Annotated in this window: 18 protein-coding genes; 10 read left to right on the forward strand and 8 right to left on the reverse strand. The window is 46.1% G+C overall.

Annotated elements, in window-relative coordinates; all coding sequences use genetic code 11:
- The first annotated feature begins 2 nt into the window (after nt 1–2).
- Both H735_RS00460 and dapD read left to right on the forward strand, forming a co-directional pair.
- On the forward strand, nt 3–986 hold the full coding sequence (locus H735_RS00460; RefSeq protein ID WP_005427312.1) for a GGGtGRT protein: 984 nt from the start codon (nt 3–5) through the stop codon (nt 984–986).
- Nucleotides 987–1,309: 323 nt separating this feature from the next.
- Entirely contained in the window at nt 1,310–2,341 is a 1,032-nt protein-coding gene (gene dapD, locus H735_RS00465; RefSeq protein WP_005391708.1) for a 2,3,4,5-tetrahydropyridine-2,6-dicarboxylate N-succinyltransferase, read from the forward strand.
- Nucleotides 2,342–2,415: 74 nt separating this feature from the next.
- Here dapD and H735_RS00470 read toward each other — a convergent pair whose 3' ends face one another.
- From H735_RS00470 to glpT, 4 genes are all read right to left on the reverse strand, one after another.
- The gene (locus tag H735_RS00470) at nt 2,416–3,015 is read right to left on the reverse strand and encodes a hypothetical protein (protein ID WP_227741518.1); all 600 of its coding nucleotides are present in this window, start codon (nt 3,013–3,015) and stop codon (nt 2,416–2,418) included.
- 48 nt (nt 3,016–3,063) lie between these two features.
- Nucleotides 3,064–3,330, reverse strand: a complete 267-nt coding sequence (locus H735_RS31970; RefSeq protein ID WP_005436586.1) for a YqaE/Pmp3 family membrane protein — start codon at nt 3,328–3,330, stop codon at nt 3,064–3,066.
- A gap of 484 nt (nt 3,331–3,814) precedes the next feature.
- On the reverse strand, nt 3,815–4,870 hold the full coding sequence (gene glpQ, locus H735_RS00480) for a glycerophosphodiester phosphodiesterase (RefSeq protein WP_005436585.1): 1,056 nt from the start codon (nt 4,868–4,870) through the stop codon (nt 3,815–3,817).
- 53 nt (nt 4,871–4,923) lie between these two features.
- Entirely contained in the window at nt 4,924–6,291 is a 1,368-nt protein-coding gene (glpT, locus tag H735_RS00485; protein WP_005436584.1) for a glycerol-3-phosphate transporter, read from the reverse strand.
- Between the two features lie 872 nt (nt 6,292–7,163).
- Here glpT and H735_RS00490 point away from each other — a divergent pair.
- The 5 genes from H735_RS00490 to mltC all read left to right on the forward strand — a co-directional run bounded on the left by H735_RS00490 (nt 7,164) and on the right by mltC (nt 13,602).
- Entirely contained in the window at nt 7,164–8,018 is an 855-nt protein-coding gene (locus H735_RS00490; RefSeq protein ID WP_005436583.1) for an MIP/aquaporin family protein, read from the forward strand.
- A 58-nt stretch (nt 8,019–8,076) separates the two neighbouring features.
- Nucleotides 8,077–9,594, forward strand: a complete 1,518-nt coding sequence (gene glpK / locus H735_RS00495) for a glycerol kinase GlpK (RefSeq protein ID WP_005436582.1) — start codon at nt 8,077–8,079, stop codon at nt 9,592–9,594.
- A gap of 190 nt (nt 9,595–9,784) precedes the next feature.
- Nucleotides 9,785–10,576, forward strand: a complete 792-nt coding sequence (locus H735_RS00500) for a DeoR/GlpR family transcriptional regulator (protein ID WP_005436581.1) — start codon at nt 9,785–9,787, stop codon at nt 10,574–10,576.
- A 179-nt stretch (nt 10,577–10,755) separates the two neighbouring features.
- Nucleotides 10,756–12,315, forward strand: a complete 1,560-nt coding sequence (glpD, locus tag H735_RS00505; protein WP_020193943.1) for a glycerol-3-phosphate dehydrogenase — start codon at nt 10,756–10,758, stop codon at nt 12,313–12,315.
- A 174-nt stretch (nt 12,316–12,489) separates the two neighbouring features.
- Nucleotides 12,490–13,602, forward strand: coding sequence for a membrane-bound lytic murein transglycosylase MltC (gene mltC, locus H735_RS00510; protein ID WP_020193942.1), 1,113 nt, complete (start codon nt 12,490–12,492; stop codon nt 13,600–13,602).
- A gap of 320 nt (nt 13,603–13,922) precedes the next feature.
- Here mltC and H735_RS00515 read toward each other — a convergent pair whose 3' ends face one another.
- Nucleotides 13,923–15,107, reverse strand: a complete 1,185-nt coding sequence (locus H735_RS00515; RefSeq protein ID WP_027726528.1) for an NnrS family protein — start codon at nt 15,105–15,107, stop codon at nt 13,923–13,925.
- 200 nt (nt 15,108–15,307) lie between these two features.
- Between H735_RS00515 and H735_RS00520 the strand changes: the two genes are divergently transcribed.
- Complete coding sequence (locus H735_RS00520; RefSeq protein WP_009707476.1) at nt 15,308–15,859, forward strand: gamma-glutamylcyclotransferase family protein; 552 nt, start codon at nt 15,308–15,310, stop codon at nt 15,857–15,859.
- 38 nt (nt 15,860–15,897) lie between these two features.
- Here H735_RS00520 and H735_RS00525 read toward each other — a convergent pair whose 3' ends face one another.
- From H735_RS00525 to H735_RS00535, 3 genes are all read right to left on the reverse strand, one after another.
- The gene (locus H735_RS00525) at nt 15,898–16,494 is read right to left on the reverse strand and encodes an outer membrane beta-barrel protein (protein WP_005436574.1); all 597 of its coding nucleotides are present in this window, start codon (nt 16,492–16,494) and stop codon (nt 15,898–15,900) included.
- A gap of 145 nt (nt 16,495–16,639) precedes the next feature.
- Nucleotides 16,640–16,972, reverse strand: coding sequence for a tRNA-binding protein (locus tag H735_RS00530; protein ID WP_005436572.1), 333 nt, complete (start codon nt 16,970–16,972; stop codon nt 16,640–16,642).
- 121 nt (nt 16,973–17,093) lie between these two features.
- The gene (locus H735_RS00535; protein ID WP_020193940.1) at nt 17,094–18,863 is read right to left on the reverse strand and encodes an SgrR family transcriptional regulator; all 1,770 of its coding nucleotides are present in this window, start codon (nt 18,861–18,863) and stop codon (nt 17,094–17,096) included.
- 380 nt (nt 18,864–19,243) lie between these two features.
- On the opposite strand from H735_RS00535, the gene ptsG reads away from it, so the two are divergent.
- A complete protein-coding gene (gene ptsG / locus H735_RS00540; RefSeq protein ID WP_020193939.1) occupies nt 19,244–20,653 on the forward strand; it encodes a PTS glucose transporter subunit IIBC in 1,410 nt (469 codons plus the stop codon).
- A 260-nt stretch (nt 20,654–20,913) separates the two neighbouring features.
- A complete protein-coding gene (locus tag H735_RS00545; protein ID WP_005427398.1) occupies nt 20,914–21,912 on the forward strand; it encodes a substrate-binding domain-containing protein in 999 nt (332 codons plus the stop codon).
- The last annotated feature ends 92 nt before the right edge of the window (nt 21,913–22,004 follow it).

Consider the following 22,004-nt stretch of genomic DNA (forward strand, 5'->3'; position numbering starts at 1 on the left):
TTATGAACACTCCAATTACTGAATCTGTACGTCGCACATTAGACGAAATGCAACTTTCTTCTCTGGAAGAGGCTTACCAATACTGTATGGATCGTGGTATCGACCCTAAAGCGCTGGTGATGGACACTCAACCTATCGCGTTTGAAAGCGCTGCCGATGCCTACACTCTAGGTACCGCTTTGGCGATTTTCCGCGGTGCAAAAACAGCAGAAGAAGCTGCAAACATCATCGGTGAAGGCCTTCAAGCCTGCACAAAACCAGGCAGCGTAGCAGAGCAACGCCAAGTGGGTATCGGTCACGGCGCATTGGCGGCTCGTCTATTGAATGAAGAAAGTGGCTGTTTCGCTTTCCTTGCCGGTCATGAGTCATTCGCAGCGGCAGAAGGCGCAATCAAAATCGCATTGAACGTCAACAAATCACGTAAAAATCCGTTGAAAGTTATCCTAAATGGTTTGGGTAAAGACGCCGCTTACCTAATCTCACGCATCAATGGTTTCACTTACGTACGCACTCAATACAACTACCAAACTGGTGAGTTAGTGGAAGTAGAGCGTCGCCGTTTCTCCCAAGGTCCACGTGGTGAGATCCTTTGCTACGGTGCAGACGATGTGCGTGAAGGCGTGGCTATCATGCATAAAGAACAAGTGGATGTGAGCATCACAGGTAACTCAACCAACCCGACTCGCTTCCAACACCCTGTAGCAGGTATCTACAAAGCGGAACGTAACCGTGAAGGCATGCCTTACTTCTCTGTGGCATCAGGTGGTGGTACTGGTCGTACTCTACACCCAGATAACGTGGCGGCGGGTCCTGCATCTTACGGCATGACCGACACTATGGGTCGCATGCACGCCGATGCACAATTCGCGGGCAGCTCTTCAGTACCTGCACACGTAGCAATGATGGGCTTCATCGGTATGGGCAACAATCCAATGGTAGGGGCAACGGTTGCACTTGCAGTAGAGGTCGGTGAGCTAAGCCTCTAAATCGATTTATCGCTTTACTATCCAAAGCCAGTAAATCCAACAAACCCAGTGTAGGGGGAGTGACTTCGGTCCTCCCCTTATTTTTTGCGATGCCCCTTCTCCAACTTCACTGTGTCTCTGCCCAAAATCGGTCTGATAAGGCTTTTGCGACACATTTCTCATCAGACAAACATATCTCTAAAAAGACAAAAGGTATCCATCTACGGACTTTCTCCATTTCCCCTCTTTAAACTCCCCAATACTCTCTTTATGATGACTGACAACTTAATTATTTCTTGTCAGTGAACAGACGAGACACAAGACTCAACACATGGAGATCAACTATGGCTTTCTTCTCTCTAGCCTTTGGTACGGCAACTAAAAACCGCGACGGCAAAATCATCGAAGCGTTTTTCCCAAACCCAGTTCTTAACCCAAGCGAAGCGCTTGTTAACGCACTAGCAGCAGTAGCAGGTTATGAGCAAGGCAACCAAGCTATCGAGATCTCTGCAGCACAAAGCGCAGAACTGGCAGCAGCATTTGAAGCAAACGGCGATGCGGCAAACGCATCTTTCGCAGCAAAAGCAGCAGAATCAGCACAACCACTTGTACTGGTTATCCTTGCAACTGACGAACAGCCACAAAGCGTTGCTGAAGGTTTCCTAAAACTTCAACTTATCTCTAACCGCCTAGTTCAACCGCACGGCACGGTACTAGACGGCATCTTCGGTCTACTACACAACATCGCATGGACTAACGAAGGTCCAATCGACCTACCTGAACTAGCAGAGCGTCAAATCGAAGCTCGCCTAGCGGGTCGTGCACTAAGCGTAGATTGCGTAGATAAGTTCCCTAAAATGGTGGACTACGTGGTACCAACTGGCGTTCGTATCGCTGACACTTCTCGCGTACGTCTCGGCGCACACGTTGGCGAAGGCACAACGGTAATGCACGAAGGCTTCATCAACTTCAACGCAGGTACAACTGGCGTGAGCATGGTTGAAGGCCGTATCTCTGCTGGCGTAGTGGTTGGTAACGGCTCTGACATCGGCGGCGGCGCATCTATCATGGGTACGCTATCTGGCGGCGGTAAAGTTGTGGTTTCTATCGGTGAAAACTCACTACTAGGCGCGAACGCAGGTCTTGGCTTCCCAATGGGTGACCGTTGTACTATCGAATCAGGTCTGTACGTAACTGCTGGTTCTAAAGTACGCATGCTAGATTCTGCTGGTCAAGAAGTAGAAGTAGTGAAAGCCCGTGATCTTGCTGGTGTTTCTGACCTACTGTTCCGTCGTAACTCTGTAACAGGTCAAATCGAGTGTCTTGCAAACAAGAGCGCGGTTGAACTGAACAGCGAACTGCATAAAAACAACTAATTCATTCGTGAATTAGCCCTACGAAAAATCCCCCAGCAGGAAACTGTTGGGGGATTTTTTATTAGCAGTCTTAACTAGCGCTTTATCGGGCGAATCCACACCGATAAATCAGGGCATTCGTACTGCAAGTGATCCATCAATTGTTTGGCTTCTGAGTAATGGAAATAAACATCACTGAACAAATAGTACGAGCCATGAATGTGATGCTCATATAAAGGTACAGTTGCACACTGAGCAAATACCTTGTTCGGTGGCTTAACACCAGAGTAGAGCTGAACGACGTAAGCTTTAGAATTTGAGGTCGATGGTTGAGATGGCTTTGGCGGAGGCGCCGGTTTTGATTTCCTTTGACCCGCTTTTTTCTCTAACAATGAACAGCTGGCAGCATTGATATCAAAAGACATCACTTTCGATTTATCTGCGGCATCCAGAACATTGACGCGCTGAGCCTTCGCATCACCAAAACACTCTTTAGCCAAAGCGTAAGTCGCCAGTTCGCTCAATACACAAGATGACGAATCGTAATAGATTTGCTGCACACCATTATTCAACTGCGCTTGCGGGGAGCATTTCACCATCTGACGAAACTCTGCCCCATCTAATATCCATAAATCGACCGCTTCTTGAATCGTGAGCTCTGCCTGTGCACCAGAAGCAAACCCAAAACAACTCAAAAGTAAGCACCAAGAGAAGCAAGGCTTACTTGTATTCGACGAAAACACTTACTCGTCTCCACCACCATCTTGATCAGACGATGCTGGCGCTTTTCGAGCATAGTTTGAGAACGTCTCAGGGCCATCTTTCTCTGCGGCCAATTTCTCGATTTTCTTATCCGTTTCGTAATTAACCAATGCATAGACAGACCAAATGGCCGCAGGCAACCAACCGATTAAAGTAATCTGCAATAGCAAACAGATCACGCCCGCCCAATAACGGCCAATAGTAAAAAATTGAAGCCAAGGAATTAGAATGGCAAGTACTAGTCTCATGTCATGTCCTATTAAGTCTTTTATTATTCATGATCGTATTGCGCACTGATGCTCGGCTTATCAACAAACGGATTGCCGTCGAGATCGCTTTGTTCAAAAGAAAAAGCCGCCTAAGAATTTGGAGCTACGAACCGACATGTGAAGCAAGACTTAAGCGGCAAGCTGAAAGGGTAAACTAAGCCACTGGAACACAATCTTCTCCACAATGGCATTAGCAAAGGGCACCAATTTACAATACCGCTATATAGTAACCGTGTCAGAGGGATGAATATTTAGCATCTATAAATCAAGAACAACGGGGATGCATACACAGCGGGAACAATGAAAGAGAAGTAAAACGGTGTTTCTCGCGTTCTATACATATAAAAAATCCCCCAACAGGAGAGTCACTGTTGAGGGATAATGATTGCTCAATGAGAGCCTATTGTTACGACATGGCGTGTGACGTAATACTGAGCGTTTCAAACACTCTGTTTTTAGAACTTTATTTGTTCAGAAAGTTCACCGCTTTATCAGGGAAGTCAGTAAACAAACCATCCACTTTCACCTGATTGTAGAAGATATCCATCATGCCATCGAAGCTATCCGTGTACGCAGGAATACGCCCTGGGTCCGCTCGGAAAGTATAAGGGTGCACTTGCAAGCCCGCATCTTTTGCCGCTTTCATCAAAGGTTTGATGATGATGTTATCCTTGGTTGATTTGTCATCCACCAACATTGGCTTCCAAGGACCGATCCCTTCCGCATATTCCGCGACCTTCTTCATACCATTGGCTTCAAACATCCAGTCATAACTGTATGGTGTTGCCTTGTCGCCTTTGTACTCCATGGTCTCGTTCCAGTCGGTGTAAGCCATGAGCTGAACGAGCTTTAAATCCATGTCCATTGCAGGCATGAGCTCACTGTTGATGCGCTGAAGCTCATTCGCATCAAAACACTGAAGGTATACTTTGTCGTCTTGCGAATCGTAACCGTACTGTTTTAAAACGTTAAGCACCGCTTTTGAGATGTCTTTGCCTTCATGGCGATGAAACCACGGCGCTTTGATTTCTGGGTAAATACCGATGTCATAACCCAGCGTTTTATTTAAGCCCTGAATCAGCTCAATTTCTTCGGCAAAAGTAGGTACGGTGAAGTCCGATTTCCACATTGGGAATCGTGTCGGATAACCAGCAACCTTGTTCCCTTTCTCGTCGATGTTAAAGCCTTCAGTGACTCGCAATGATTTGATTTCTGCCAACGTGAAATCAATCGCGTAGTAACGACCATCTTTACGAGCACGGTCTGGGAATCGCTCAGCTACATCGGTCACGCGATCGAGGTAATGATCATGCAATACAACGAGTTGATCGTCTTTGGTCATCACCACATCTTGTTCGATGTAGTCTGGTTTCATCGCGTACGCTAACGCTTTTGCTTCTAAAGTATGTTCTGGTAGATAACCCGATGCGCCACGGTGCGCGATAACAAGCGGTTGTGCAATTGCTCCAGCTGAGATGCTCAGAGCGAGAACCGTCATGCAAACTGACGTTGTTTTCATTGTTCTTTCCTTAGCTTATTGAAGGGGCAGTATTCCACCGCCCCTTTAATGTTTTATGACGCCAATGCTTCTTTCTCACGCGCTTTTTGTTCATGGTGAGCACGCTCGCCAAGAAATGCGTAAGTTAGACAAACGATAGACGTGATACATGAACCGATTAGGATGATAAAGCCGCCATCCCAGCCGAAGTGGTCTACCGTGTAGCCAAGAATCGCGTTTGCCGCTACCGCACCGCCCAAGTAACCAAATAAGCCAGTTAGACCTGCAGCCGTACCCGCCGCTTTCTTAGGAGCAAGCTCTAATGCATACAGACCAATTAACATTACCGGACCGTAAATCAAGAAGCCGATTGCAACTAGCGCCATCATATCGACTGCTGGGTTACCTGCTGGGTTGAACCAGTAAACCAGCACAGCGACGGTGACTAACGCCATAAATAGAATACCGGCAGGAGCACGACGACCTTTAAACAGTTTGTCTGAAATCCAACCACACAATAGCGTACCTGGGATACCCGCCCACTCGTATAGGAAGTAAGCCCAAGAAGATTTATCAACCGAGAAGTCCTTCGCTTCTTTGAGGTATACCGGCGCCCAGTCCAACACACCGTAGCGGATCAGGTAAACAAACGCGTTCGCAATCGCGATTGACCACAACAACTTATTAGAAAAGACATACTTGAAGAAAATTTCCTTCGCCGTCATTTCTTTTTCGTGTGACTTGTCGTAATCGTCAGGGTAATCGTCTTTGTACTCTTCAATTGGCGGAAGACCACAAGACTGCGGTGTATCTCTTACCGTGAACCAAATAAAGACAGCAACGAGCGTGGCAAAAAATGCAGGAACATAGAAAGCGGTGCGCCAATCGTCGTTAAATGCCCAAAGACCAAGAATAAATAGTGGACCAATTAAACCACCACCTACGTTATGTGCCACGTTCCAAACCGATACGATCTCGCCACGTTCTTTGCGCGACCACCAGTGAACCATGGTTCGGCCACAGGCAGGCCACCCCATACCTTGGAACCAACCGTTTAGGAACAATAGAATAAACATCGCGGTAATGCTGCCCGTAGCCCAAGGCATAAAGCCGAAGCAGAACATCACAAGTGCAGACATTAATAGACCGCCACTTAAGAAGTAACGAGGGTTAGAGCGGTCAGAAACACTGCCCATTAAGAATTTTGATAAACCGTAGGCAATAGAAACGGCAGCTAAAGCAACACCTAGGTCACCACGACTAAAACCTTGTTCAATAAGGTAAGGCATCGCCAAGCTAAAGTTTTTGCGAACTAGGTAGTAGCCGGCATAGCCGACAAAGATGCCGATGAAGAGTTGCCAACGTAAGCGAGAATAAGTGCTGTCGATCTTATCGGACGATAAGCGATCGATGTGCGCCTTAGGTTTGAATATTCCAAACATAGGAACCTCATTAATATTGTGAGCGATGGTAGGGAGTATTAAATCGCGAACGAGCAAAAAGGAGTTTCGTTCGAAAGTGAGTGCATTCTATGAGATTCGATTTTTATTTCTGTGACAAATGTTGCATAAGAATTAAATTTCAGTAAATACAGAAAATTAGAGGCTTTTAGTTAGACTGTGCTTCCACTTTCCCCAGATTTCGTTACTGTTCACATACAACATAAAATGCGCAAACGAACAAAGTCATCGCAATATTAAGCGAATCAAGCGCTCAAATGACCACAGATTCAAGACAAAAATTTATGTTTGAGCAACTTAGACGCTCTAAACTGGGTTCTACCGCCCCAAATAAGTCACGTTGCAACAATGTCATTGTGTTAACAATTGAATGCGACAACGACACCCTTCTTCTAACGTTCGCGAACAATCACTTTTAAAACAAAACAGGACACGACATCCACAGATCAGCGTCTTATCTAACTCCTACTTCGGGCGAATAACAACCTACCGAATAAATATCAGCAATCCCTTATCATCATTAGTGTTAGCTAGCTCTTTAGGGTTAGTTTTCAACCAATAATCTGGGCAATTTACCACCATTCACGAAGCAGCTTCACAAAACTCCTCTTACCAGTTTGTGCATTGATTTTCACATCGGTAGTTTTAGGCCGACAAATCGAAGTTGAAGCTTCTGAATCGTTTTGTCGAGTTTCCTTTTTGAGCAAAAGATGCGTCAATTAACAAAAACGAAGAGTTTGATTAACAAATTTATGCTCAAACGCTCATTTTTAACGCTCGTTTGTTTTCGCAAACGTTTATATATGCACAATAGAACCGTGCTAGATAAGCATAAATATTAAAGGACTCTTAACATGACAACGAACAAACACCCCTCACTGCTCGGAGAATGTTTGGCCGAGTTTATCGGTACAGGATTACTTATCTTTTTTGGCGTAGGCTGTGTTGCTGCATTAGTGTTGACCGGAGCTCAATTTGGTCAATGGGAAATCAGTATTGTATGGGGCTTTGGCGTCGCCATCGCTATTTACTGTACTGCGGGCGTATCCGGTGCACACATCAACCCTGCCGTAACTATCGCGTTGGCGATGTTCCATGGATTCGATAAGGCAAAAGTAGTGCCTTATATCATTGCGCAAATGCTCGGTGCATTTTGCTCTGCCGCTTTGGTTTACAGCTTGTACAGTAACCTGTTTACGGATTACGAAATCGCACACAACTTCGTTCGTAGCAGCCAAGACGCATTAGCGACAGCGGGCATTTTCTCGACTTACCCACATGCTTCTCTCTCTTTCTTTGGCGCTTTTGCTGTGGAATTCGTGATTACTGCAGTGCTAATGTTTGCCATTCTTGCTCTTGGTGATGAGAACAACGGCGCACCTCGCGGCGCGATGAACCCATTACTTATCGGTATCCTCATTGCGGTTATCGGTGGTTCTTTAGGCCCACTGACTGGCTTTGCAATGAACCCTGCTCGTGACTTCGGTCCTAAACTGTTTGCTTACTTTGCAGGCTGGGATTACGCACTGACCGGTGCTCGTGAGATCCCATACTTTATTGTTCCAATTCTTGCTCCTATCGCAGGTGCTTGCTTCGGTGGTTGGTTGTACCCGAAAGCGATTGCTGCATATCTGCCACAACAAGGTCATGGCTGTACTATCCCTAACCAGTGCGAGACCGAAGAAGAAGCAGAACAAGCTCAAGCTTAAAACCAACTCATTCGAACATTTACTAAAATATAAATAACGAAACAAAAGGATTCTTACCATGACTGAGCAAAAATACATTGTTGCCCTAGACCAAGGCACGACAAGCTCTCGTGCTGTCATTCTGGATCATGACGCGAATATCGTAAGCGTCGCTCAGCGAGAATTTACTCAGATTTATCCAGAGGCTGGTTGGGTTGAACATGACCCAATGGAAATCTGGGCAACTCAAAGCTCTACTTTGGTTGAAGCACTTGCAAAAACCGGTATCCGTAGCGACCAACTTGTTGGTATCGGTATTACCAACCAACGTGAAACCACAATTGTATGGAACAAAGAAACAGGCAAGCCGGTTTACAACGCGATCGTGTGGCAATGTCGCCGTACTGCCGATATTTGTGAAGAATTAAAAGCGCGCGGACTAGAAGATTACGTTCGCGACAATACAGGTCTGGTTCTAGACCCTTACTTCTCTGGCACAAAAGTGAAATGGATTCTAGATAATGTTGAAGGTGCTCGTGAAGATGCTGAAGCAGGCAAACTGCTGTTCGGTACTGTTGACACTTGGCTGGTTTGGAAGATGACCCAAGGCCGCGTTCACGTAACAGACTACACTAACGCATCTCGTACCATGCTGTTCAACATCAATGACCTATGCTGGGATCAGAAAATGCTGGATGAGATGGGTATCCCAGCGTCGATGATGCCTGAAGTCAAACGCTCATCAGAAATCTACGGTCAAACCAACATTGGTGGTAAAGGCGGTACTCGTATCCCAATCGCGGGTATTGCAGGTGACCAACAAGCTGCGCTTTACGGTCAGATGTGTGTTGAAGCTGGCCAAGCGAAGAACACCTACGGTACAGGTTGTTTCTTGTTGATGAACACAGGTCAAGAGAAGGTCACATCGAAAAATGGTCTGTTGACTACGCTAGCATGCGGTCCAAAAGGCGAGCCAGCTTACGCTCTTGAGGGTGCAGTGTTCATGGGTGGCGCTTCAATTCAATGGCTACGTGATGAAATGAAGATTCTGGCTGGTGCTGAAGATTCAGAATACTTTGCGACCAAAGTAGATACTTCAAATGGTGTTTACGTTGTTCCTGCGTTTACTGGTCTGGGCGCACCATATTGGGATGCTTACGCTCGCGGTACGATTGTCGGTCTAACTCGTGGCGTAAACTCTAACCACATTATCCGTGCAACTTTGGAAGGCATCGCTTACCAAACTCGTGATGTGCTAGATGCAATGCAAGCAGACTCTGGCATCAAACTCGCAAACCTTCGCGTGGATGGCGGCGCAGTGGCGAACAACTTCCTGATGCAGTTCCAATCTGATGTTCTTAATACCGAAGTTCATCGTCCTCAAGTGACCGAAGTGACCGCTTTGGGTGCAGCCTACCTAGCTGGTCTAGCGGTTGGTTTCTGGGATAGCATTGATGAACTGCAAGACAAAGCAGTGCTCGATCGCACATTCGAACCACATGATGATGAAGAGAAACGTAACCGTCGTTACAAAGGTTGGAAGCGCGCAGTTAAGTGTGCTCAAACCTGGTCTGAGCTTCACGACGAAGACGATTAATTTCTGATAAACGATTAGTTTCCCCCTGATTAATCGTAAAGAGCGCCTAATTGGCGCTCTTTTTTTGCGTTCGATCGCGGATTCCACACTCCCACAGCTTCTCACAATGCGCTAATTCGAGCACAATAGAGCAAGTTTCTATTTTCGATTTTGAAGCATTGGCGATTACCAGTGCACAAGGGAGTGCTAAGTGAAGCAAATACCAAGACACCAACAGATTGTTGAGTTGGTGAAAAAACAAGGCTATGTCAGCACGGATGAGCTGGTAGAAAAATTTAATGTTAGTCCTCAAACTATTCGCCGCGACCTAAATGACCTCGCAGATGAAAACAAAATTCGTCGCTACCACGGTGGTGCAACCATTCCTCTCAGTTCAGAGAATACCTCATACAACACGCGTAAAGCGCTTAACTTCAATGAAAAAGATGTCATTGCGGAAGAACTCGTAAAACACATTCCAGATGGCGCAACCTTGTTTATTGATATTGGCACTACTCCAGAAGCCGTCGCTCGAGCGCTCAATAAAAACCACAAACAGCTTCGTGTGGTGACCAATAACATTAATGTTGCCACCATCCTTTTACCGAACCCGGAAATCAAAGTGATTTTAGCGGGCGGTGAAGTTCGCAACCGAGACGGCGGCATTGTCGGTGAAGCGACACTCGATTTCGTCAAACAATTCCGCCTCGACTTCGGTATTTTAGGCATCAGTGGTATCGATTTTGATGGCTCACTACTGGACTTTGATTACCACGAAGTTCGCGTTAAACAGGCGATTATCGATAACAGCCGCAGCGTTTTCCTTGCGGTTGACCATTCGAAGTTTGGTCGTAATGCGATGGTGAAACTGGGCAATATCGCGCAATTGAACATGGTATTTACTAACAAACAACCACCAGAAGAGATTCTCGCGATTCTAAAAGAAGCAGCCGTTCCGCTCGAAGTGGTTGATACACAAATGGAAAGAGCCATAACCGAATAACGTTTACACTCACTATTTACGCGCATAAATGACCTCTGTCTTAATTAGGCAGAGGTTTTTTTGTGCCCAAATCACACAAAACGCTCATAAACGAAAATAAATAATGACCAAAAACGAAAGCTAAGCTAGGATAAACTCATGTTCCAAAATGCTCGTTCGCTCACCAAGAGGTCAAATTTATGAGTATCCAACAAAATGCTTCCACGACGAATTCATCCCCTACTCTAGACATGATCGTGATCGGCGGCGGCATTAACGGGGCTGGTATTGCTGCAGATGCTGCTGGCCGTGGTTTAAGCGTCGGTTTGTATGAAGCTAACGACTTCGCATCGGCAACCTCTTCTGCAAGTTCAAAACTGATCCACGGTGGATTACGTTACCTTGAACACTATGAGTTTCGTTTGGTTTCGGAAGCGCTCGCTGAGCGTGAAGTGATCTTACGTAAAGCGCCTCATGTGGCTCTACCAATGCGCTTCCGTTTACCTCATCGTCCATTTTTACGCCCAGCTTGGATGATCCGCTGTGGCTTGTTCCTTTACGATAACTTGGGTAAACGAACCACTCTTCCAGGCAGCAAAACCGTCAACCTAGCAAAATCAGGTCTATTAAAACCTGAAATGAAAACCGGTTTCGAATACTCAGATTGTTGGGTAGATGACGCACGCTTGGTGTTATTGAACGTTCTAGCGGCTAAAGAGAATAACGCAGAAGTTCGCAACTACTGCCGCGTAGAAAAAGCACACCGTGAAGGCGGCATTTGGCATGTCACTATTCATGACGTCACCACAGACCAACGTTTCGAACGCAAAGCGAAAGCTCTGGTTAACGCTGCTGGTCCATGGGTGAAACAGTTCTTTGATGAAGGATTAGAGCAAACCTCCCCTCGCAACATTCGTTTAATCAAAGGCTCGCACATCGTTGTTCCTCGTATCCACAACGAGCCGCAAGCCTACATCCTACAAAACAAAGATAACCGCATCGTATTTATGATCCCTTACCTAGATAAGTTCTCGATCATTGGTACGACAGATGTGGAGTACAAAGGCGATCCGCGTGAAGTCGCGATTTCCGAAGATGAAGTCGATTACTTGATCGATATCGTTAACCAACACTTTGTCCACCAGCTAAGCCGCGAAGACGTGGTGTGGACATACAGTGGTGTACGTCCGTTGTGTGATGATGAGTCTGACTCACCGCAAGCGATCACACGTGACTACACACTAGAATTGGACGCTGAATACGACCACGCACCTTTACTTTCAGTGTTCGGCGGCAAGCTCACGACTTACCGTAAGCTTGGTGAAGCAGCAATGAAGAAACTTGCCCCGTTCCTACCTGAAATGGGGAAAGACTGGACGGCAAACCAAACCCTTCCTGGCGGTAACTTCAGTTGCAGCCGTGAGCAACTTGCGAAGATGATTCATGCGAAGTACTCATGGGCATCAGAAGCGATGTTGCTGCGCTACGTGACTCAGTTTGGTACACAAACTTGGGACCTAATGGAAGGCACTAACAGCGTAGAAGATCTTGGTCACTGCTTCTCAGAGCAAGCAAGTGGCGTATATCAACGCGAAATTGATTACTTGATGAATCACGAAATGGCGCTAACCGATGAAGACATCTTATGGCGTCGTACAAAACTTGGTTTATACATGAACGAAGAGGAGAAAATCGCACTGGCAGAATATATAAAAGAGAAGCTGCAACAGAAAGTCGTTAGCCTCTCACAAGTAAGTTAAATTGGACTCTCCTAATACAAAGCCTGCACCCCGCAGGCTTTTTTTCCGGTGAATACTCAGCATCAAACGCTTCTATCGAAAGAACAAAAAGTTTTAATTTCAGGCGATTAGCACTCTTACTTATTATTTTCTTCAGTCGGCAATTGCCCTCACCTCTAATTAAATCGGTATCCGATGAAGAAATCGCTAATCCTGAGCTTACTCCTTCTCGGTGGTTGTTCTGTAGCTCCCGAAGAAACACCACCATGCGCATGTGATGACTACGTTCCTCCCTACGTAAAACCGCCAAGCGCATCGAACGAAGAGAACATCAAACAGTTACTGGCTTACATTGCTCAAAAAGCCAAAGATCGCTGGGGTGAAGATGAGTTCGTTGAAGCAGGCAAACACCGTTACGTGAAGTACCTTGATGGTTACAACACCCGAGCACATATCGACTTCGAAACGGGTAAGATCTATGTTTCGACGATTTCCCAATATCAGCCAACAGAGAAGCTACAAAAAGCCATCGTACAGACGCTACTCATGCCTGCCGATCCGGCTCATGCAGAGTTGTTTAGCGATAAGGAAGCGGTATTACGCGGTAAGCCTTTCTTACTAGGGCAAGTTCTCGATCACGATGGAAAGCCGATTGAATGGGAATGGCGCGCTAATCGCTACGCAGACTACCTGCTCGACAATAAACTGCAGAAGAAAGCCATCAAACGCGGCAGTGCTTATTATGTTGAAATCAACATGGTGAAAGATCACCTAGAGCAGCGAGAATACCAGTACGCAGGCTTGGTACGTGATGCAGCTAAACGATATGGCTTGTCTGAAGATCTAATCTTCGCCGTGATCAAAACCGAAAGTAGCTTTAACCCTTATGCGGTCTCTCATGCTGGGGCTTACGGCTTAATGCAAGTGATCCCAAAAACCGCCGGTGCTGATGTGTTTAATTTGGTGAAAAACAAACCGGGTATTCCAACCAAAGAGTACTTGTTCGATCCTGCCAATAACATTGATACCGGAGCAGCGTATTTCTATATCTTGAAGAATCGCTATCTAAGAGATGTAAAACATCCTACTTCGAAACACTTTAGTATGATTTCAGCCTATAACGGCGGCACAGGTGGCGTGCTTTCTACCTTCGATAGTGACCGAAAACGCGCGATGAATGAGCTTAACAGCCTTAACCCGACTCAGGTTTATGATGCGTTAACCACCCAACATCCAAAAGGGGAAGCAAGACGCTACCTACAGAAAGTGCTGTATTTCCAAAAAGACTTCAGCGAAGGGAACATCTAATTTTACCTAGCCACAAAACGAAAAACGCCGCTTAGTTCCACGGAGGTATAGAACTAAGCGGCCATGTAATTACACGAAAAGACACCTATGGGTCTAAAACGTCAATTGGCTAGTTAATCACTCATGTGCATACGAGCAATAACATCTACAGAGTAGCGGAGTCCGCCTCTTCTAGCACGCTCAAATCCCACTATAGAATTCAACGTTTTTCACATTCTTAACAATTACCTTACTAATTGTGGGTCATTTGCGGAAGCAAGCTCAAATAAAAAGGACTCACACCGTTGGTTGTGCCCTTCTTTATCAAATCTTAACTGTGACTATCCGGGATGACCATCCACTCTTGGTTTCATCAGCATCATTCCGAATCGCCATACGAACATACCGAAAGCCAGAATCCACAAGGCTGCACTGACATCAATCCAAAGTAGCATGTGTGAAGGGTCAAAAATCACGCCTAAGCTTCTTGCTAATGCCGCTCCAATCACGGCAGTAAAAGCGATGCTCATGTTTGGGCCTTTGTAAATCATGCGACCTGTGTGCCCCATGGTCACACGAGCAATCATCGCTAAGATCAACCCACCCAATGCGCCGATAGCAAACAGATGTATTAAGTTGTGGTTCGCAAACGCATTATCCCAACTACCACGTAGAATCAGACTCAAAGGCAAGCACAAGTAAGCTGCATGTAAAGACCACACCAACGGCTCGCTAAGTGTCAGCCAAGGCTTCCAGCGCAGGAATCGAACCAACTGCGCCACACCGGCAAACAACATAAGTGGCTGACCAAGTTCCGCAAACGTCACAGGGAAGAAGCTCAACACGAACAACATGACCAAAGGTAGGTTTGCTAGCCAATCTAACCACATTAGCGGCTGAGCCTTTTCGAAGTTAAAGCGACGGGCTGTGAAAAATGGAATCACTCGTCCGCCCATGACAGAAAGCAGCAGAGTGAACCACCAAAGCATCGCTTGCCATACCGCAGACGAGGTAAATGGCGGCATGCCTTTCACCGTTGCGTAGCTGGCAAAGTTAGCAAAGATGGCAAGCAAGAATAACGGCACAAAGAATAGATTCCGCCAACCTTTCGCGCGGTAAACACGAATGCCCACTTCGTACGCCACAAACAGCAAAAACAGCGCTTCAATGCTGCTGGTTAACCAAAGTGGTGCTGGTGTCCAAAGCAGTATTCTCGGTGCAAGCCACAATGTAAATATCGCTAACAAGGTGTAGTGTTTCGTGCCGTTAATGCCCGTCCAGTTTTGCACTGCAGTCAGCACAAAGCCCACCACTATTGCCATTGAAAAACCAAACAACATTTCATGAACGTGCCACCACAACGCCGGAACACTCAACGCACTTGGCTGTCCGGTTTGGAACGTCCATACCCATACCGCAATTGCAACAACAGCATAAATAGAGCCAAACAGGAAAAACGGTCTAAACCCTAATCGCAGCCATGCAGGGATTTTTTCTTCCACTTTTTTATCGGTGATATTCAGCATTGTGATGCCCTTAAGTACCCATTTGATACCGTTCAAAAATTCTACGCGTTCGATATTAACACAAACATGCATAAAAAATACATGTTATAAAGTCAAACTATCCTTTCGAGGTAAAACCTGTGCTTCATGCGTTGCTTGGTTGGTAGTGTTTAGGTATAACGGATAACAGTGATTTCGTCGAAGTAAGGGAAGCAATCGAGATGTATATATTTGGCTACGGCAGTTTAATCAATGCCGCCTCGCGCAAGTTAACGGGTCAAACGGGAGAAGCCATCCCAGTCATCGCTCATGGTCTGGTGCGCTATTGGGGCAAAGTTGACGACAGCTATATCTTGTCACCCTTGGTTGTGAATGAAGGCGAAGGGCAAGTCAATGGCGTACTGCTTGAAGTCGACGATCAAGCGCTAGCGGAGTTTGACCGACGCGAACGTGGCTACCACCGCATTCAAATCCGTCCTGATCAGATTGAAACAGAGGCCACTTTTAACTCTGAGCACAGCATTTGGGTTTATGTGAAAAACGATCCGTTACCACCCTGCTCACTCAGTCCCATCATGCAAAGCTATGTTGATACGGTGCTCGCTGGATGCTTGGAAGTCTCTCACGCCTTTGCTGAGCACTTCGTTCGCCATACCGTTGGTTGGCATCATGCGAAAGAAAACGACCGCCACCAACCCAAATACGGCAACTTAGCGGGCGTACAAGATCATCATTATGAGTTGATTGATAACCTAATTAAAAAGGGAGCCTAGTGGCTCCCTTTTGCTATTCATGTTCTGTTTGTGTGAGATTAGAACTTGTAATCAACACCAGCGTATAGGCTGTCGAAATCAAAGTCGATATCACCACCGCCTTCAACATCGATCGTTACTGTAGAAACACGGTAACCACCAGAGATAATTAGACCTGAAGCGAACTCGTACCCCACTTCTGCACCGTAGTTGAAACCAACATCACTACCGTCAGTTTTCACATTAAGGTTTGCAAGGTTTGATTTAGACTCAAAATCTACACCCATCACACCAAGACCTGCAACTGCACCAACATAAAAACCAGTACCAGAGAATTGGTATTTCGGTTTTGCATTTAGGTTGAAGCCGTAACCATCAACAGTCACTTTTGCCCAGTTACCTGAACCAGATGCTTTTTCTTCAAAGCTACCGTAGTAGACGTATTCGCCCTCTAGTGCCAGTTTGAAGTTTTCTGAGTATTGCAGCTCTTTACCTACCGCAATACCAAGACCCGTAGCTGAAGAGCTTGACGAGTCACCTTCAACTTTAAGGTCTGAATTTAAAATATCCGCACCAATGTACCAATTACCTTCCGCCTGAACCGACGCCGAAGCAACCACTGCACCTAAAGCCAATAATGGCAATACTTTTTTCATTATAATTTCCTAATTTTTCATACTGTTAGACAGCTTTTAAAAGCGCGGAGATTATAAATAAAGGTGAATATGATTCTATTGATTCATTTATAAAATGAGATCTAAAACATAAATAATTGTTATATAAACAATATATGACTAGATACTAAACGATTCTCACACCAGCAGGCATCGCGCGTTCAGGCGTTAGCAGAACACTTTCTGATTCATCATCGGTTTCAGCACACAGCAACATGCACTCAGAGGTTTCGCCACGCATCTTAGCTTTCGCAAGATTACACAACACCACCACTTGTTTCCCCATCAACTCTTCTTCTGTGTAGTAAGGCACCAAGCTGGTGACGGTTTGCAGTGTTTTCTCACCGATGTCGATCTGCACGATGTAAAGCTTATCTGCGTTTTCGTGACGAGCCACTTCGATGATTTTTCCGGTGCGAATTTCTAGCTTTGCAAAGTCTGAGTAAGCGATCGTTTCCATTAATTAAAACCTCAAGTAAAATTTTACTAAAACAAACTCTACATTATCAGTTAGTACTTTAAATACAAGAGGTGAAGATCGCATTTTGATGAGCAAAGATCGTGCTGATTACAATTGCCCTTTACCAAATCTCACTCAACTTCGGCCAACCCCACGCCGTGATCTCTACACCTTTGAATATGTCTTGGAAGCTAAGTGTTTGTCGGTGGTGAAGCATCGGACTAACCACACCTTCATAGATCAGCACAGAGCCAAGTTGCTCTAACTTAGTGAGGTAATCTTCCGGAGCGCTAAACTGTCGAATTTGGTTGATCTCAGCCACCAGCCAGTCGCTGACACCAGATCCGATCGTGGCGTGCAAAATCGGATCGCTGAGGAAAAACAGTAAAGCCGAGACTTGTCGGTTGTCATCCAAGTTAAAGCTGCTTAGAACAATCTCTTCACTAAAGCCCTCTCCAGACGCTTTTTCAATAAATGCCTCAAACGAATAAACGTTTACTTCAACCTTGATGCCATGTTCCATCAAGATTTGCTCAGCGGCTCTCGCACTGCGTTGAATACCAAGATGGGAATAACAGGCGATTCGGATTGAACTCGGTAGCGCTACTTCATCGCTTCTCAGATATTTGACGTTGTGCCAGAAGGGGAAAAAGTTATATGCGATCTCAGCCCCAAAGGTGGTTTCGTTACGTTCCAATTGCTGCCAAATGTTCGCACCACTCAAGGCATCACTCAGCCAACGTCGCTGAGAGTGCGATAAGTTAGGATGATTGTGATTGAAAATCATAAACAAGCACCCTTCTTCCACGCGATCTTTCGATGCTGTGTGTTTGGCATCGATGATGCGCTCATCCACTTCTTCATCTGGAGAGTTGGTGATGACCTTTTTCGAATACTGCTCTGTCTTAGGTAAATCGTGGGGATAATTGGAAGCCTTTGCACCGTCCTTCTTTTCACTGTTTAACGACCAGATGGTGACTTTATCAGTGAGGGAGCGAAATCCGTGAAAGCGCTCATTTGCCACCAAGGTAAGTTTGTTGTTCGTGTGCGATTCCAGTGAGAAAATGCCACAGCCGATGCTGTCGGAGGATAAGTTATTGAGTTGCTCGACAGGCTGTAAAGAGTATTTTAGATCACTCAACAATGCAGCGAAGCCTTTGTCTGGCCGAGTAAGTTGAACGGAAAATCGATAAGGCGACTCAACAGAAACCGCTTCAAGGTGATCGAGTTCATTTTGATAATATGGAAGCTGCTGCCAATGGTTTAGTAGCTTCACCATTAGTTCTGCATCCACTTTACCGCCATGATGAAAGCAAACGGAAGGACGAAGATAAAACGTCCAAGTTCGCCACTCTTCATCGGCTTGCCAATGATGCGCAATGTTTCCGACTAACTCACCTTCAGGTGTCATAGAAACCAAGCAAGCGTGAATTTGACGAATTAAGAAACGCTCGCTATTTCGTTGTGGTTTGATTGGATTGAGCGTAGCAAAAGAGCGGTTATAGGTGAGTTGCACACTGACTTTGCCTTCTGTCACTTGGGCGCCAGAAGTTTGCTTTAGCAGTTGCTCAAACACGACTTGGTCGAAGTCAAGAAACTCAAGTGCCCGGTCGTATTTGCTCTCTTTGATCCACTCCAGAGCAATAGAGCGCTTCACCTCTGTACGATCGATGTTACGAATTAAGGTCGAACGTTGGTTACGCCCCACTCTGGGTATCCAAGCGATCCAGTTGAGCGCATTCATCTGCTTGAGAATGGCTCGGGCGTGCCTTGGGCTGGTGAACATCTTGTCTGCAATCTCGGCAAGCGTCACCGCGTATTCCTCTCGCAGCTCAAAACTCTCTACACGTTCGTAATAGCGGAAAAGATTAATACTCTCCAAAACAGGCACTCCAAAACAAATATTCTGTTCCTTATATTAGCGTTTAATGCCTTCACTCAAGTAAAAAGGTCTAAAAACTTAGTTATCAGGAACAAGAAAAACAAAATTCACTCTGTTTTTTCATGCCTTATTTTTACCCAAAATACACTTAGATTCTGACGCAGTCCTATGGTTGAGCGATCGAGACCGTGCCCTTCAATTGGTTAAGGCCCTCTATTTTTAGCTCAGCACACCACTTATAAAGCTTTAGCGATAGCAACCAGTTTTTATGTTTATGCTCCAACCCCCGCAAACCATAATCACGATGCTATCGCTAATCTCCCCGCTTCCCACAGTTTATTCATGACTGCGCCACTCAAGATTTTTATCTAACAAGTTGGAGTATTTTTATGTTTGCTAACTTTTTTGCCAACCTTTCTAAGGTCGGTAAGGCGCTCATGTTGCCTATAGCCTCAATGCCCGCGGCAGGTATCCTTTTGGGTATTGGCTCGGCGCAATTTGGGTTCATTCCACCCGTAGTTTCTGAATTGATGGCAGAAGCGGGGGGCGCGGTCTTCGGTAACCTGCCGCTTATCTTCGCGCTTGGCGTTGCTATCTCATTTACCAACAATGATGGTGTTGGTGCGGTTGCGGCAGGTATTGGTTATTACGTATTAGTCGCGACACTAAAAGTCATGGCTGGCGTGCTGGGTGTGGATCATATCGACACAGGTGTGCTTGGCGGCATCATCTCCGGAGCAGTTGGTGCGTATATGTTTAACCGCTTCTACACCATTAAGATGCCAGCTTATTTGGCCTTCTTCGCGGGTAAACGATTTGTCCCGATCGTCACGTCATTTTCTATGCTGTTTTTGGGTATTGCGATTGCCTTTATTTGGCAACCAATTGGCTCCGGTATTGATTGGTTTGGCACATGGGCAACCGAGCAAAACCCATTGGTGGCATTCTGGGCTTACGGCACCGCGGAACGTGCTCTGATCCCATTTGGTCTGCACCATGTGATTAACGTGATTATTCAGCTTCAAGCCGGTGAGTTTGTGAACGCTGCTGGTCAAGTATTCCATGGAGAGATCCCTCGCTTCTTCGCTGGTGACCCAAATGCGGGCAACCTAGCGGGTGGTTACCTATTCAAGATGTTTGGTCTTCCTGCGGCGGCAATTGCGATTGGCCGTGCAGCAAAACCAGAGAACCGCACCAAAGTTATGGGCATCATGATCTCAGCAGCGCTAACGTCGTTCCTAACTGGTATCACTGAGCCTATCGAGTTTGCCTTCTTATTCATCTCGCCTGTGCTTTACGTGATTCACGCGATCATTGCGGGTCTGGCTTACCCACTGTGTATCATGCTGGGCGTTAAACATGGTTACAGCTTTAGTGCTGGCCTTATCGACTACGTGACCTTCTTTGGTATTTCGACCAAAGGTTGGATGATCATCCCACTAGGTTTGGCATACGCTGCGCTGTACTACGTTGTGTTCACTTGGTTCATTAAAACGTTCGATCTGAAAACACCAGGCCGCGAAGATCAAGACAGCAGCAAAGCCGTCAATGACGCCAGTTCAGAGTTTGCCAGTGAGTTGGTTAGCGCGTTTGGCGGCAAGCAAAATATCTTAAGCACCGATGCTTGTATCACTCGCTTGCGCATCCAAGTCGCAGAGCAAGACAAAGTAGACGAAGCGAAATTGAAAGCTCTTGGTGCAGCAGGTGTGGTGCGAGTCGGTACAGGCGTACAAGCTATCTTTGGCGGCAACAGCGATGTGTACAAAACTCAAATGGTTGATTGGATGAACAACAACTAGCATTCTGAGCGCCATTTTCTGTGGCCTGTAAAGAGAAAATAGAAACGACAAATCGCGGCCACATCAATGACCGCGATTTTTTGTTTTTATGCGCCTAACCAACACCTCATCCAAGATAACGTTTACACATCACATATATTCAATAAATTCATAGAGTAAGACCAAATTCATAGCAATATAAAAATGGTGTTGATTGCACTTATTACACAATGGGTGTTTAATACTCCAATTAACGTTATTTAGCCCACGAAAGGTCCCTCATGGCAACAATCAAGGATGTCGCGAAAGAAGCCGGCGTATCGGTCGCAACCGTCTCTCGCGTGATCAATAAATCACCGAAAGCAAGCCAATCTTCTATCGACGCAGTGACGCAAGCAATGAGCAAACTGGGCTACCGTCCAAACGCAGCAGCGCGAGCACTCGTCAGCCAAAGTACCAACACCATGGGCGTGCTTGTGGGTGATGTCTCAGACCCGTTCTTCGGCACACTGGTGAAATCGGTAGATAACGTGGCGCGTGAAAACGGCAAACACATTCTGATTGGTAATGGCTACCACAACCCAGAAGACGAACGCCAAGCGCTAGAACTTCTGATCAACAGCCGTTGTGAAGCCATTGTGATTCACTCTAAAGGTTTATCAGATGAAGAACTGATCGGCTACGCCAAAGAAGTTAAAGGCATGGTGTTGATCAACCGCCATATCCCAGAATTGGCAGAGCGTTGTATCTCTCTTGATAACCGCAAGGGCGCGTACTTAGCGACGGAATATTTGATTCGTCATGGTCACACAAAGATCGCTTGTATCGCCTCATCCCATGACATCGAAGATACCGATGAGCGTTTACAAGGTTACCAAGCGGCACTAAAAGATCACGATATCGAGCTATCAAAAAGTTATGTCGAATATGGCGAGCCAAACAGTGACGGCGGCGAAACAGCCATGACCAATCTGCTAACCAAATCACTCGCAATCACTGGCGTGGTGGCGTACAACGACTACATGGCAGCAGGTGCGCTGGCAGCGTTAGACCAAAACGGCATCGACGTACCAGAAAAAGTGTCCATGGTTGGCTTCGACGATGGCTTAATTGCTCGCTTCGTCAATCCAAGTTTGACCACGATTCGTTACCCAATCGAAATGATGGCAGAGCGTGCCGCACGTTTGGCGCTAGCGTTATCACGTGATGAGCAAGTGGAAGATGACACCATCATATTTAGCCCGACGTTAGTGCGCCGTAACTCGGTGGATCGCCTTTAAGATATCGCGCTAGTCAGTGCCAAGATAGGTTACAAAGTAAAAGCTCTGCCACCGAAGTGACAGAGCTTTTTCTTTTTGGGGTGTTTGTAGAG

It is taken from the genome of Vibrio owensii CAIM 1854 = LMG 25443 (genome assembly GCF_000817815.1).
Taxonomy (GTDB): Bacteria; Pseudomonadota; Gammaproteobacteria; order Enterobacterales; family Vibrionaceae; genus Vibrio; species Vibrio owensii.